Annotated in this window: 10 protein-coding genes; 5 read left to right on the forward strand and 5 right to left on the reverse strand. The window is 70.3% G+C overall.

Features of this window, described 5'->3' with window-relative positions; all coding sequences use genetic code 11:
- The 5 genes from ABZX02_RS18420 to ABZX02_RS18440 form a co-directional block, all read right to left on the reverse strand.
- Entirely contained in the window at window positions 1-744 is a 744-nt protein-coding gene (locus ABZX02_RS18420; RefSeq protein WP_355299597.1) for a substrate-binding domain-containing protein, read from the reverse strand.
- Window positions 741-2933 carry a discoidin domain-containing protein gene (locus tag ABZX02_RS18425; RefSeq protein ID WP_355299599.1) on the reverse strand — a complete coding sequence of 731 codons (2193 nt, stop codon included), beginning with the start codon at window positions 2931-2933 and terminating at the stop codon, window positions 741-743. Before ABZX02_RS18425 ends, ABZX02_RS18420 begins: the two co-directional genes overlap by 4 nt.
- 110 nt (window positions 2934-3043) lie before the next feature.
- Window positions 3044-4057, reverse strand: coding sequence for a LacI family DNA-binding transcriptional regulator (locus ABZX02_RS18430; protein WP_355299601.1), 1014 nt, complete (start codon window positions 4055-4057; stop codon window positions 3044-3046).
- 8 nt (window positions 4058-4065) lie between these two features.
- Complete coding sequence (locus ABZX02_RS18435; RefSeq protein WP_355299603.1) at window positions 4066-6717, reverse strand: glycoside hydrolase family 3 C-terminal domain-containing protein; 2652 nt, start codon at window positions 6715-6717, stop codon at window positions 4066-4068.
- Between the two features lie 55 nt (window positions 6718-6772).
- Window positions 6773-7990, reverse strand: a complete 1218-nt coding sequence (locus ABZX02_RS18440) for an ROK family protein (RefSeq protein ID WP_355299605.1) — start codon at window positions 7988-7990, stop codon at window positions 6773-6775.
- 203 nt (window positions 7991-8193) lie between these two features.
- On the opposite strand from ABZX02_RS18440, the gene ABZX02_RS18445 reads away from it, so the two are divergent.
- Genes ABZX02_RS18445 through ABZX02_RS18465 form a run of 5 tightly spaced genes read left to right on the forward strand, consistent with a single transcriptional unit; the run spans window position 8194 to window position 13718 of the window.
- Window positions 8194-9846: an ABC transporter substrate-binding protein gene (locus ABZX02_RS18445; RefSeq protein ID WP_355299606.1), complete on the forward strand. Its 1653-nt coding sequence runs from the start codon at window positions 8194-8196 to the stop codon at window positions 9844-9846.
- Window positions 9843-10877, forward strand: a complete 1035-nt coding sequence (locus ABZX02_RS18450) for an ABC transporter ATP-binding protein (protein ID WP_355299608.1) — start codon at window positions 9843-9845, stop codon at window positions 10875-10877. Before ABZX02_RS18445 ends, ABZX02_RS18450 begins: the two co-directional genes overlap by 4 nt.
- Window positions 10874-11854: an ABC transporter permease gene (locus ABZX02_RS18455; RefSeq protein WP_355299610.1), complete on the forward strand. Its 981-nt coding sequence runs from the start codon at window positions 10874-10876 to the stop codon at window positions 11852-11854. The genes ABZX02_RS18450 and ABZX02_RS18455 overlap by 4 nt, the downstream gene beginning before the upstream one ends.
- Window positions 11854-12732, forward strand: coding sequence for an ABC transporter permease (locus ABZX02_RS18460; RefSeq protein WP_355299612.1), 879 nt, complete (start codon window positions 11854-11856; stop codon window positions 12730-12732). Before ABZX02_RS18455 ends, ABZX02_RS18460 begins: the two co-directional genes overlap by 1 nt.
- Window positions 12729-13718, forward strand: coding sequence for an ABC transporter ATP-binding protein (locus tag ABZX02_RS18465; protein ID WP_355299614.1), 990 nt, complete (start codon window positions 12729-12731; stop codon window positions 13716-13718). Before ABZX02_RS18460 ends, ABZX02_RS18465 begins: the two co-directional genes overlap by 4 nt.
- Window positions 13719-13756 lie beyond the last annotated feature (38 nt).

Consider the following 13756-nt stretch of genomic DNA (forward strand, 5'->3'; position numbering starts at 1 on the left):
TCAGCGCGGCGCTGAGAGCGTCGTCCCCTCGACGAACTCGCAGGCCAGCAGTTCGTGGGGACGCTTCTGCGGGAGGCGGGCCAGCAGGTGCACGGCACGGCGGCCCGTCTCCCACCTCGGCACCCGCAACCCGGTGAGCCCCACCAGGTCGGTCTCCGGCACGTCGAGCGTGAGCACCGAGAGGTCGTCCGGAACGGACACACCCCGGCGACGCGCCGCACGGACGAGTGCGGCGGCGTCGTCGGGGTGTTCCGCTATCACGGCCGTGACGCCGATGCGCAGCAGTTGATCGAGCCAGACGGCGGGAGCGTGCAGTCCCTTGACGCCCCAGATGTCCGCGGCGGCGCGGAAACCGCGCAGGCGTTCGACGGAGGCGGTGCCGCTCGGCAGTCCGATGTAGACGACCTGACGATGGCCCAACGCCGCGGTGCGCGCGACCAGATCGCGCACGCCCGCGGCGTAGTCGACGTCCACGTAGGGGATCTGTCTGGAGGTGCTGTCGCGCCGGCCTATCGAGACGAACGGGATCGCGTGGTCGGCCAGGCAGGCGAGGTCGTGCTCGTCGGCGGTGCGGTCGAGCAGGACGCAGCCGCTCAGGGCCACGTGCCGCGTGTCCACGAAGTCGAGATCGGCGCACAGGAGCAGGCCACTGCCCACCCTGTGCGCCGCGTGTCCGATGCCCGCCAGAGCGGGCGTGCTCTCACCGGGAAGGGAGTCCCGGGAGAGCACGCCGATCAGGCTCACGGATAGTTCACCAGGTAACGGACCTGGGTGGTGGCGTTCGCGACGCCGCCGACCCCGTTGATCACGTTGGCGATCGTGCCCACGCCGCCGAGCGACACGGTGACCAGGTGCTTGAAGCGCACACCGGACCGGGTGGGCGCCTCGAAACCGTTGTCGGTCACGATGCTCGGATCGGCCTGGTTGAAGGCGTACACGCCGACACCGTACGCCTCGTGCGTGGTGACGTTGTCGGCGACCTTGTACCCGGCCCAGCCGCGCTTGGAGCCGTTCATCCACGCGGCCTGGTTCGGCGGGTCGTACGGCAACTCGTTCTGGTACAGGTACACCCGGCCGCCATTGGCGTTCCACACCAGGTTGTGCTGCTGGTAGTGCTCGACGAACAACCCGTACGCCGTCACGTTGTCGCCGTTGACGACGACGCCGTTCTGGCCGGGGTTGGCCGTCCAGCTCACGCCTTCGCCGTGATCGGCGCGCCAGACCCAGGTGTGGTCGATGATGGTGTTGCGGCTGTTGACGCGCAGGCTCGTCGTCGCCTTGCCCGCCTGCGACCCGCCGACGCGCAGGTACACGTCGTGCATCGACGTCGGGTTCGCCGCGTGGTCGGTCGTCGTCGAGTCGCCGATCTCCAGCAGCACCGGGGAGTTCTGCACGCCGGCGTCGACCAGGAAGCCCGCGAGCTTCACACCGTCCACATCGGACGTCGTCAGCGCCGCCCTGCCGGTGGTCGGCGTCAGCGTGGCCAGGCCGAGGCCGAGCACGATGGTGTTCGGGCGGGTGACGCGGATCGTGTCGTCGAGCTGGTGGATGCCCGGCGTGAGCAGGAGGTGCTTGCCCTGCTGGAGAGCCGCGTTGATCGTGGCGACCGGGGTGCCGGGCTTGACGACGAAGAAGTCCGCGAGCGACACCGAGGTGCCCGGGTTGCCGTTCTCCCAGCTGGTGCCGCGCGAGTTCTGCCGCAGCGCCGGGACGAACACCCGGTACTCACCCGAGTTGTCGAAGTACAGGTAGGGCTTCTCGCGCGTCACCGGGGAGGTGTCGACGACGGTGTGCGACGGGTCCGGGAAGTGGTCGGTCGGCGCGCCCTGCGTGCCCGCGAACACCATGTTCCACACGGAGCCTGCCCAGCCGCCCGCGAGGTTGCTGTTGCGGGTGAGGAACTGCTGCTGCGAACCGGAGACCACGGTGCCGTCGATCTTGCTGTCGACGATCAGGCCGCCGGACGCCCAGCCGTCGTAGCCGTTCCACAGGTGCGCCTGGCCGCGCAGGTGCATCCGCCGGTACGCGGTGGCCTGCGAGACCGCCCAGCGCTCGACCTGGTTCGCCGGCAGCGTCACGGACAGGTTCTCCGCGCCGCGCCAGAAGTTCTGGGTCGCGTTGCCGAGGTTGTTGGGGTCGTTGCCCTGCTGCAGCCAGTCGGCCTCGACCCTGATGTGGCCGTTGATGTTCACGTCGTCCGGCATCAGACCCAGACCGACGATCTGGGTGTAGAACCGGAGGTTCACGTCGGCGTTGTAAGTGCCGGGCTTGAACAGCACCGCGTGGCGCTGCGGCCCGAACTGGTTCGTCTTCATCTGCGCGGAGATCGTGTCCAGGCGGGACTGCATCTCCGCCTGCGACGAACCAGGGCCGTAGACGTACACGTTCGGGCCGAAGTCCGGGTTGCGCGGGTCGGTCGGCGTGACAACCGGGACGTCCGGCGTCCCGGTGTAGACGCCCAGCTCCCACAACGAGTAGCCGTAGCCGGTGCCGCGCTGGGTGCCGAGCACGCGGACGTACCGGCCGGAGCCGGTGACGTCGAGCGACTGGTTCCCGCCCGTGCCGGTCGTGGTGGAGTAGACGTCGCGCCAGGAGCCGGCGTCGTCGGACACCTGCACCTGGAAAGCCTTGCCGTGCGCCGTTTCCCAGTTCAGGGCGACGCGGCAGACCTGTTGCGTGGAACCGAGGTCGACCTGCAGCCACTGCGGGTCCGAGAACTGCGACGACCAGCGCGTGCCCGCGTTGCCGTCCACCGCGGCGGAGGCGGGCGTGCCACCGCCCTCGACGGACGAGGCTGTGGCTGGTTTGTTCAGCGCCACGTTGGTGGTGCCGCAGCCGGCGGCGCCGGCGGGAGCGGTGCTGATGCTTGCGGTGGTCACGAGACAAAGGGCAGCGACCGACAACCCGGCCGCCCTCGACAGGGGAGAGCTCATGAGCCTGCCTGACACGTTTGGGGCGAGTGAGCCCGAACGGTGACGCCCGTGGCACCGGGCGTCGGGAGAGCGCTCTCCCGTAGATTAACGCGTGGTGTCGGACAGGTCAATCACGCCGACGCCCTGAGCACGAGTTCCGGTTCGAAGATGATCGACCGCGGCCGCTCCTCGGGGTCGTCCAACGTCCTGAGCAGCACTTCCGCCATCGTCGCGGCCATCCGCTCGACGGGCTGGCGGATCGTGGTCAGCGGCGGCCGGCAGGCCAGCGCGGGCGCGCTGTCGTCGAACCCGACCACGGCGACGTCCTCGGGAACGCGCTTTCCCTGAGCTCGCAGCACGTCCAGCGCCCCCTGGGCCATCAGGTCGTTCGCCGCGAACACCCCGTCGACCTCCGGGTACTCGACGAGCAGGCGCCCCATCGCGTCGGCACCGCTCTCCGCCGTGAAGCCTCCCTCGACCGTTGGCACGTAGGGGAATCCGGCGCGCGCCAAGGCAGCGCGGAACCCGGTGAGGCGGTCCTGACTGGCGAGCACGTCCAACGGCCCCGAGATGGCGGCGACCCGCGTGCGCCCGATCTCCGCGAACCGCGTGGCCGCGAGCCGCCCGCCCGCCTGGTGGTCGAGGTCGACGTAGCTGACCGGCAGGGGTCGGCCCGGCCGCGCGAAGAGCACGGCGGGGACGCCCGCCTCCAGCAACCGGTCCGGCAGGGTCTCGGCGGCGTGCGTCGTGACCAGCAGCGCCCCGTCCGTGCTGCCCTGCCGGAGGAACTCCACCACCTCGGACCTGGCCCGGTCGGTGTCGGCGAGCATCAGCACGGGGTGCACCCCGCGGGTGCGCAGGAGGTCGACGACCCCGGCGGTGACCCGGCCGAAGAACGGGTCGACGAACACGTCCGACCCGCCGCCCGCGCCGGAGATGATCAGCGCCACCGTCCCGGTGCGGCGGGTGACGAGCGAGCGGGCGGCGTGGTTGGGGATGTACCCGGTCCGTTCGATCGCGTCGCGCACCGTCTCCTGCAGCAGCGGGTCGACGTTGCGGGTGCCGTTGACGACGCGCGACACGGTCGCGCGGGACACCCCGGCGACCCGCGCGACGTCCTCGAGCGTCGGTGTGCCCTTGACCATGATCCGTTCTACCGCGCCCGGAACGCGAGCCGCAGTCGTGCGCACCCGGCGTCGGATCCGATGTGGACGGTGAACTCCCCCGGCTCCACCAGCCACTCCCCCGCCCAGTGGCGCACGGCCTCGTGCGGGATCTCGATCCGCGCGTACGCCACCTCACCGGGTCCGGCCACGACGCTCGCGAAGCCCGCGAGCCACCTCGGCGGCCGCGGCACGGCACTGCCGGGACGTGACAGGTAGACCTGCACGACCTCGCGCCCGCGCCGCCGGCCCGTGTTGCGCAGCCTGACCCGCACGACGTCGTGCTCGACCCGCGCCTCCTCGTAGTCCCAGGTGGTGTAGCCGAGCCCGTGGCCGAACCAGTAGGCGGGCTCGGCGTCGTGCGCGGCCCAGGCGCGGTACCCGATGTCGAGGCCCTCGTCGTAGTCCACCGCCCCTTCGACGGGCAGGAAGTTCGCGACCGGCACGTCGGATTCCTTTGCGGGCCAAGTGGTCGGCAACCTGCCGCCGGGTTCGCGGGCGCCGAACAGGACGTCCGCGAGACCGTTGCCGCCCTCCTGCCCGGGGAACCAGGTGAGCAGCACGGCGGCGGTGTCGTCGCGCCACGGCAGCAGCACCGGGCCACCGGAGTTCACGACGACGACGGTGTTCGGGTTCGCCAGGGACACCGCACTGACCAGCGCGTCCTGCTTCCCCGGCAACGCGAGGGTGCCGCGGTCGCGACCCTCGCTCTCGATGTCCTCGGTGGTGCTGACGACGACCACGGCGACGTCGGCCTTGCTCGCGGCGTCGACGGCGGCCTGGAACTCTTGCGCTGCGTCGGGCCGGGGTGGATCGGCGGCGAGCAGCGAGGCCATGCCGCTGTCGTGGCCGAGTTCCCGCCGCGCGACCAGTTCCACGTCGGCACCTTCGCCGAGCTGCACTTCCACCTCGTGGTGGGGCGGGCTGAGGTGTTTGACGGCGGGGTCGTCGGTGTCGACGGGCTGGTGGACGTCGAGCACCCTCGTGCCGTCGACGTCCAAGGTCAGGCGGCCGTAGCCCGCCACCGCCAGGCGCCACCGGCCCGTCTCGGTGACGTGCAGACTCGTGCTGATCTCCAGGACCTCGGCGTCCGGCAGCTCTTCGGTCTCGAGGATGCGGCCGGTAAGGCGATGTTCGCGGAAGAGCACCTCGTCGTTCCGGCCGAGCACGCGGACCAGGACGGGCGCGGTCACGGGGGTGGGGCGGTCGTCGATGCGCACGCCGGGGGCGTGGATCACCTCGGCTCGTTGCGTGAGGGCGTCGAGGAGGGTGTGCACGGCGTCCGGGTAGAGGCCGGAGCTGCCGCCTCCCTGGACGCGCGGGGTGGCGGCGCCGGGGCCGATCAGGGCGATGGTTCTGCCGGGGAGGAGGGGGAGGATTCCGTTGTTGCGCAGGAGAACGGTGCCGGCGGCGACCGCTTCGCGGAGGAGGGCGGTGTCGGCGGCGGAGGGGGCGGACGCGGAGGGGCCGGCGCTTGGTGCGAGGGCGGCGGTCGGGGCAGCGGTCGAGGCGAGAGCGGCGAGGGTTGTGACACCGCTGGCCGGTGCCGCGAGCAGCGGTTCCTCGGCCACCGCCGCCCGCTCGACCGGCGAGCCTCCCCCAGGCCCTTCCTCCCCTGCCCGCTCAGCCGGCGCGTCTCCCGTCGTCCCCTCCCGCTCCCCCACCCGCTCAGCCGACGCGTCTCCCGTCGTCCCCTCCCGCTCCCCCACCCGCTCAGCCGACGCGTCTCCCGTCGTCCCCTCCCGCTCCCCCACCCGTTCAACCGGCGCGCCTCCCGCCGTCCCCTCCAGCGCCCCCACCCGCGCGGCCAGGCGCAGCAGCCGCAGCACCTTCTCGTCGACCACGCTCTCCGCCACCTCCCCCGCCTCGACCGCGGCCACCAGCAAGTCGCCCCACGGCCCCCACGGCCCCGGCATCGAGAGGTCCTGCCCCGACGACGCCGACTCCGCGGTCGTCCGCACCGCACCCCAGTCCGACACCACCACCCCGTCGAAGCCCCACTCGTCCTTCAACGGGGTGGTGAGCAGCGGGTTCTCCGACATCGGGTGGCCGTTCACGCCGTTGTACGCGGACATCACGGCCCAGGCGCCGGCGGCGACCACCGCCTCGAACGGTGCCAGGTACAGCTCGCGCAGCGGGCGGTCGGCCACGCGGACGTCGTGGGTGAGGCGGTCGGTCTCGGTCTCGTTGGCGACGAAGTGCTTCGGCGCGGCCGCCACGCCGCGGGACTGGACGCCCTCGACGTAGGCCACGCCGAGTCTGGACGTGAGGAGCGGGTCCTCCGCGAAGCACTCGAAGTGGCGGCCCCCGTACGGCGTGCGGTGCAGGTTCAGCACCGGTGCCAGCAGCACGTCGACGCCCTTGCGCCGGGACTCGTCCGCCAGCAGGGCGCCGAGCCTGCGCACCAGGTCCTCGTCCCACGTGGCGCCGAGCGCGGTCGGGGACGGGAGGGCGAGCGAGGTGCGGCGTTCGTCCCAGCCGGGGCCGCGGACTCCTGCCGGGCCGTCGGAGAACGTCAGGGCGCGCAGGCCGATCGACGGTTCGGCGCAGGTGCGCCAGACCGAGCCGCCGGCCAGCAGCCGCACCTTGGCGGGCAGGTCGAGTTTGCCGACCAGCCTGACCAGCTCGTGGTCGTCGAGCACCGGGAACCTCCTTGGAGAGCGCTCTCCAAAGAGTCGTGGTGCGGGGGCGCCGCTGTCAATGCGTCGGAAGGTCCCTTCTGGTGGCGCGCGGATCGGCGCCGGTCTCCAGCAGCACCGCGACCGGGAGTGTCGCGGCGCCGACCGCGACCGCGTCGGGGCCGGTCCTGGCCAGTTCGATGCGCACCTGGCCGTACGGGTGGCGCAGCGCGTGCTCGGCCGTCGCGGCGATGATCTCGTCCAGCTTCCGGGCACCGAACGCGAGTCCGGCCCAGCCGCCGAGCACGACGCGTTCCGGGTTGAAGAGGTTCACCAGGTTCGCGATCCCGGCGCCCAGGTAGCCCACGGACTCGTCCACCACCCGGCGCGCGACGGCGGAGCGCGACGTGAGCAACTCCTCCAGTGCGGACTGCTCGTCGAGCGCAACATCTTTGCGCCGCAGCGCCTCGCGGTACCGGGCGAGCATGGCCTCCGCGCCCGCGTACGCCTCCAGGCAGCCGCGCGCCCCGCACCGGCAGCGCCGTCCGCCGTAGGCGATCGTGGTGTGGCCCCACTCCCCCGCGTTGCTGGTCGCGCCGCGGTGCACGACGCCGCCGGTCACCACGGCCACGCCGACACCGGATCCGACCAGCGCGATCACCGCGTGCCGGGCGCCCCGACCGGCGCCGAACCACATCTCGGCCTGCCCCTGGGTCTTCGCGCCGTTCTCCACGAGCAGCGGCGGCTCGACGCCCGCCGCGCGGATCATCTTCTCCAGCGGGACCTCGTCCCAGCCGATCGTCTGCGCGTGCACGACGGCCGAGCTCCCCTGCTCGACCGTGCCGGGCACACCGACGCCGACGCCGAGCACCGACGACGCCGAGACGCCCGCTGCCGCCAGCACCTCGTCGACGCCCGCCGCGATCACCTCGCTGACGGCGACGGGCTCCACCGCGGCGATCGGCCGATCCACAGTGGACAGACGGGTCATGGCGAGGTCGAACAGCTCGACCTTGATCCCCGTCTCGCCGACGTCGACCCCGATGACGTGCCCGAACGCGGGGTTGACCCGCAGCAGGACGCGCGGTCTGCCGCCGTCGGAGTCGACCGAGCCGGCCTCCACCAGCAGGCCCTCGTCGAGCAGCTCGCCGGTGATCGTGCTGGCTGTCGCCGCGCTCAGTCCGGTGGCCGCGCTGAGCTGCTGACGGCTGAGCGGGCCGTCCAGGAACAGGGCCGTCAAGAGCACCGACCGGTTCTGCCGGCGGAGGTCCCGCACGGTCGCCCGAGTACGCACCATGGGCGCCGAGGTTAGTTCGCGCCTAAAAATAAGCCTCGGGTCGTGACCTCTTCGTTATTGACTTGCGCGTGAGGTCAGGCGTCTACTCTACGGCGACCAGAGGGCCTCCACGGCCTCACCCGCGATGGCACGCGCGGTCACCTCCTCCCAGCGCTCACTTGATTCTTCTCGCTTTCGTTGGAGAACAAGGAGTTTCCATGAGAATGAGGCGTGTTTGCGCTGCCGTCACCGCGACCGCCCTGGCGTTCACCGGCGCCTGTTCGGCCACGAACCCCGGTAGCACCGGCAACGCCGCCGGCGTCCTGAACGTGGGTATGCCGAACGGACCGCAAACGGAGAACAACAACCCGTTCCTCAACTCGTCTGCGTCCTCGTCGCTCGGCTACCGGCGGTTGCTCTTCGAACCGCTCGCCATGGTCAACGAGGTCAAGGTGACAGACCAGCCGAAGCCTTGGCTGGCAACGAAGTTCACCTGGTCGGAGAACTTCCACAAGCTGTCGCTCACCATCCGCGACGGCGTCACGTGGTCCGACGGCAAGCCGCTGACGGCCGAGGACGTGGCGTACACCTTCGAGCTGCTCAAGACCAACCCCGGGCTGAACATCGAAGGCGTGCCGTACCAGGACATCTCGTTCTCCGGCAGCGAGGTCACCGTCGGCTTCCCGAAGTCGCAGTTCGTCAACCAGAAGAAGATCCTCGAGCAGTTCGTGGTGCCCAAGCACCAGTGGTCGACGTTCGCCAACCCGTCGACCGAGACGCTGAAGAACCCGATCGGCAGCGGCCCGTACACGCTGAAGTCGTTCACGCCGCAGACGGTGACGCTGTCGATCCGGGACAAGTACTGGCAGGAGCTCCCGAAGGTCAAGGAGCTGCGCTACACCTCCTACAGCGACAACAACGCGCAGACCAACGCGCTCGCCACGGGTGCCGCGGAGTGGAGCTTCGTCTTCATCCCGAACTACCAGGCCGCCTACACCAGCAAGGACGAGAAGAACCACAAGCTGTGGTTCCCGCCGGTGCTCGGCGTGCACGGCCTGTGGTTCAACACCAAGGCGAAGCCGTGGGACGACCCGGCGCTGCGGCGCGCGGCGAACATGGTGGTCAACCGCGACGACATCTTCATGCAGGGCGAGGCGGGCTACTTCTACCCGAAGGTCGACAACATCACCGGCATCCCGACGCCGGCGGGTGAGTCGTTCATCGCCCCGCAGTTCAAGGACAAGAGGATGACCGTCGACGTCGAGGGTGCGAAGAAGGCGCTGACCGAGGCCGGCTACACCTTCGACGGCAACACGCTGAAGGGCAAGGACGGCGCACCCGTCACGATCACGCTCACGGTGCCGTCCGGCTGGTCGGACTACGTCACGGACTTGGAGATCATCAAGGACAACTTCTCCAAGATCGGCATCAACGCGACGGTGAACCTGCAGAACGCCGACGCGTGGACCAAGGCGCTCGACACCGGTGACTTCGGTGCCGCGATGCACTGGACCAACAACGGCCTGACGCTCTACGACATCTACCAGTCCATCATGGACGGTGCGCTGTACAAGCCGATCGGCACGCCCGGTGTGAACGGCAACTACGGTCGTTACGAGAACCCGGCCGCCACCAAGGCGTTGGACGACTTCGCGAACGCCGCCGACGAGTCGGTGCGCAACGCGGCGTTGCAGGAGCTGCAGAAGATCTTCGTGCAGGACATGCCCGTCATCATCACCTCCGCCGCCAACGGTGGCGGCCAGTACAGCACGAAGAACTGGGTGGGCTGGCCGAGCGACTCCGACCAGTACGCCCCCGTGCAGCCCACGCTCGAAAACGCACTCGACATCGTCATGAAGCTGAGGCCTGCCTCGTGACGGCCGAGGTAGTGCCGGCGGTCTCCGGAGCGGTCTCGACAGAGATCGTTCTGGAGGCCGACGGCCTCACCAAGCACTTCCCGATCCGGTCAGCGCTGTCCCGCACCCCCAAGGCGGTGCGGGCGGTCGAGGGGGTGTCGCTGCGGTTGCGCCGGGGCAGCGTCACGGCGCTGGTCGGCGAGTCCGGCTCGGGCAAGTCGACCGTCGCGCGGCTGCTCGCCCAGCTCTACCCGCAGACGTCCGGCGAGATCCGGTTGCACGGCGAGAACGTGGCCGTGCAACGAGGCTGGGGACGGGGGCGGCGGTTCCGCGCGTACTGCCGGCGGGTTCAGATGATCTTCCAGGACCCGTTCGCGTCGCTCAACCCCGTGCACACCATCCGCTACCACCTCACGAGGGCGCTCACGATCCACGGCAACCGCGGTGACGACCTGGAGAAGTCACTCGCGGACCTGCTCACCCGCGTCCACCTGACGCCCGCGGAGCGCTACCTCGACCGCTACCCGCACGAGCTCTCCGGCGGCCAGCGCCAGCGCGTCGCGATCGCGCGGGCACTGGCCGCGAGTCCCGAGGTGCTGCTGGCCGACGAACCGGTGTCCATGTTGGACGTCTCGATCCGGCTCGGCGTGCTCAACCTGTTGCGGGACCTGAAGGAACGACTGCACCTGTCGATCCTCTACATCACGCACGACATCGCGTCCGCCCGCTACTTCGCCGACGAGACCGTGGTGATGTACGCGGGCCAGGTCGTCGAGGGCGGCGGCAGCGAGACGGTGACGCAGAAGCCCGCGCACCCGTACACGCAGCTGCTGATCGAGTCCGCGCCGGACCCCGACCGCCCGGCGGTGGAGGACAAGGACGGCGGGGCCGGCGAACCGCCGTCGTTGATCGAACCACCGCCGGGCTGCCGGTTCCACCCGCGCTGCCCGTTCGCGATGGACGTCTGCCGCACGGACGTCCCACCGCGGTTCGAGCTGGGTGACGGGCACTTCGCCGCGTGCTGGCTCTACCGCGAGGAGGAGGCGTCGTGAGCTACCTCCTCAAGCGGCTGGCTTTCTACCTGCTCACGGCCTGGGCCGCGGTCACGATCAACTTCTTCGTGCCGCGGATGATCCCGGGCGACCCGGTGCAGGCGCTGATCACCAAGCAGCGCGGGCAGATGACGAGTGAAGCAGTCCGGTCGCTGTACGTCCTCTTCGGACTGGACAAGAACGAGAGCCTGGCGAGCCAGTACTTCTCCTACCTCGGCCAGCTCTTCCGGGGCGACCTCGGGATGTCGTTCACGTTCTTCCCGAGCCCGGTGTCGGACGTGATCGGCGACGGTCTGCCGTGGACCGTCGGCCTGGTCGGCATCACCACCGTGATCGGGTTCCTCCTCGGCACCGCCGCGGGCGCCGTGGTGGGCTGGCGGCGCGGCACGTGGGCGGACTCGCTGATCCCGGTGACGACGTTCGTGTCGTCGATCCCGTACTTCTGGCTCGGCCTGGTCGCGATCGCGCTGCTCACCGGTCCGGGGAGCTTCTTCCCCGCGTCCGGCGCGTACGAGATCGGGCTGGTGCCGAACTGGGACTGGCAGTTCATCGGCAGCACCGTGCAGCACGGTCTGCTGCCCGGCTTCACGATCCTGGTGTCGTCAGTCAGCGGCTGGATCCTCAGCATGCGCAACATGATGGTGACGGTGTCGTCGGACGACTACGTCACGGTCGCGCACGCCAAGGGCCTGCCCGAACGCCGGGTGATGCTCGCCTACGCGGCCCGCAACGCGTTGCTGCCCAACGTGTCCGGCTTCGCGCTGGCGCTCGGGTTCATCGTCGGTGGCACGCTGCTGGTGGAGATCGTGTTCTCCTACCCCGGTCTCGGCCTGCAGCTGTTCCAGGCGGTCGGCGCCAAGGACTACCCGTTGCTGCAGGGCATCTTCCTCATCATCACGCTGTCCGTGCTGCTGGCGAACCTCCTCGCGGACGTCGCCTACCTGGCGCTGGACCCGCGCACCCGCAGGGAGGGTTGATGCGCACCAACGCCAAGGCGCTCACCGGTCTGATCGCGCTGGGCGTGTTCGTCCTGCTCGCCGTGATCGGACCGTGGATCGCGCCGTTCGACCCGTCGACGCGCAGCAACGCCCTGCTGCAGCCGCCGTCGGCCGAGCACTGGTTCGGCACCACGCACCTCGGTCAGGACATCTTCAGCCAGGTCCTCGCCGGCACCCGCAGCGTCGTGTTCGTCGGCGCCGTCGCCGGGGTCGTCGCGACCGTGCTGTCGGTGCTGGTCGGCATCACCGCCGGCTACCTCAGCGGGTCGGCGTCGGAGGGGCTTTCGGCGCTGTCGAACGTGTTCCTGGTGATCCCGGCGCTGCCGTTGATCGTCATCATCACCTCGTCGCTGCCGGAGACCAGCAACCTCACGATCGCGCTGGTGATCGGCCTGACGTCGTGGGCGTGGAACGCGCGGGTGCTGCGCGCGCAAACGCTGTCGTTGCGCCGCAGGGACTACGTGGAGGCGGCGCGGGCAAACGGCGAGTCGACGTGGCGGATCGTCCTGTTCGAGATCCTGCCGAACCTGTACGCGGTCATCGCGTCCGGCTTCGTCGGCACGGTGCTGTTCGCGGTGATCTCGGAGATCACGCTGGCGTTCATCGGCGTGTCCGACGCGGGCGGCTGGAACTGGGGCACGGTGCTGTACTGGGCGCAGTCGCAGCAGGCCCTGGCCCAGGGCGCGTGGTGGTGGTTCGTCCCGGCGGGCCTCGCGATCGCGTTGCTCGGCACGTCTCTGTCGCTGGTCAACTTCGGCATCGACGAGTACGTGAACCCGCGCCTGCGCACCGGTTCCCTGCGCGGCGTGCGGATGCGCGTCGGCTTCACCCCCGTGCTCGCCAAGGAGACGTCATGAAGGAACGCATTCTCGAGGTGCGCGGACTGGACGTCGACTACGGCGTGGGCGCGAACGCGGTGCGCGCCGTCCGCAACGTCGACCTCACGCTGCACCGGGGCGAAGTCCTCGGCCTCGCTGGAGAGTCCGGCAGCGGGAAGTCCACTTTGGCCTACGGCATGACACGGCTGCTGCCGCCGCCGGGCGTCGTGGCGGGTGGCGAGGTGATCTACCACCCTGCCGACGGCGAGCCCGTGGACCTGTTGCGGGTGCGCGACTCGGAGCTGCGGCGCCTGCGGTGGTCGGAGATCGCCATCGTGTTCCAGGGCGCGATCAACTCGCTCAACCCCGTGCAGCGGATCTCCACGCAGCTCATGGACGTCCTCAAGGCGCACTCGGCCCGGTCCACCCCGAAAGCCCGCCAGGACCGCGCCCGCGAGCTGCTGACGTTGGTCGGCATCGCCACGGACCGGTTGCACAGTTACCCGCACCAGCTCTCGGGCGGCATGCGCCAGCGCGTGATGATCGCGATGGCCCTGGCCCTGGAGCCCAGCGTGGTGATCATGGACGAGCCGACCACCGCGCTGGACGTGGTGGTGCAGCGGCAGATCCTGCGCACGCTGGTGGGTCTGCGCGAGCGGCTCGGCTTCTCGGTCGTGTTCATCACGCACGACCTGTCGCTGCTGGTCGAGTTCTCGGACCGCATCGCGATCATGTACGCGGGCCAGGTGGTCGAGGAGGCGGTGTCGGAGGACCTCTACCGCGCTCCCCTGCACCCGTACAGCGACGGTCTGCTGCGGTCGTTCCCCGCGTTGAAGGGGCCGAAGCGGGAACTGTCCGGCATCCCCGGCTCGCCACCGGACCTGCGGACGATGCCGGGCGGGTGCGCGTTCCACCCGCGGTGCCCTAAGGCGATGGACGTCTGCGGCAGCCGGGTGCCGGTGCTGGGGCAGAGCAGGGACGACCGGTCGGTGGCGTGCTGGCTGCACCCGGTGGCGGTGTCCTGAGCCGCGACGTGGCGGTCCCGGTGTTCGCGGGACCGCCA

This window comes from Lentzea sp. NPDC003310 (assembly GCF_040610935.1).
Lineage (GTDB): Bacteria > Actinomycetota > Actinomycetes > Mycobacteriales > Pseudonocardiaceae > Lentzea.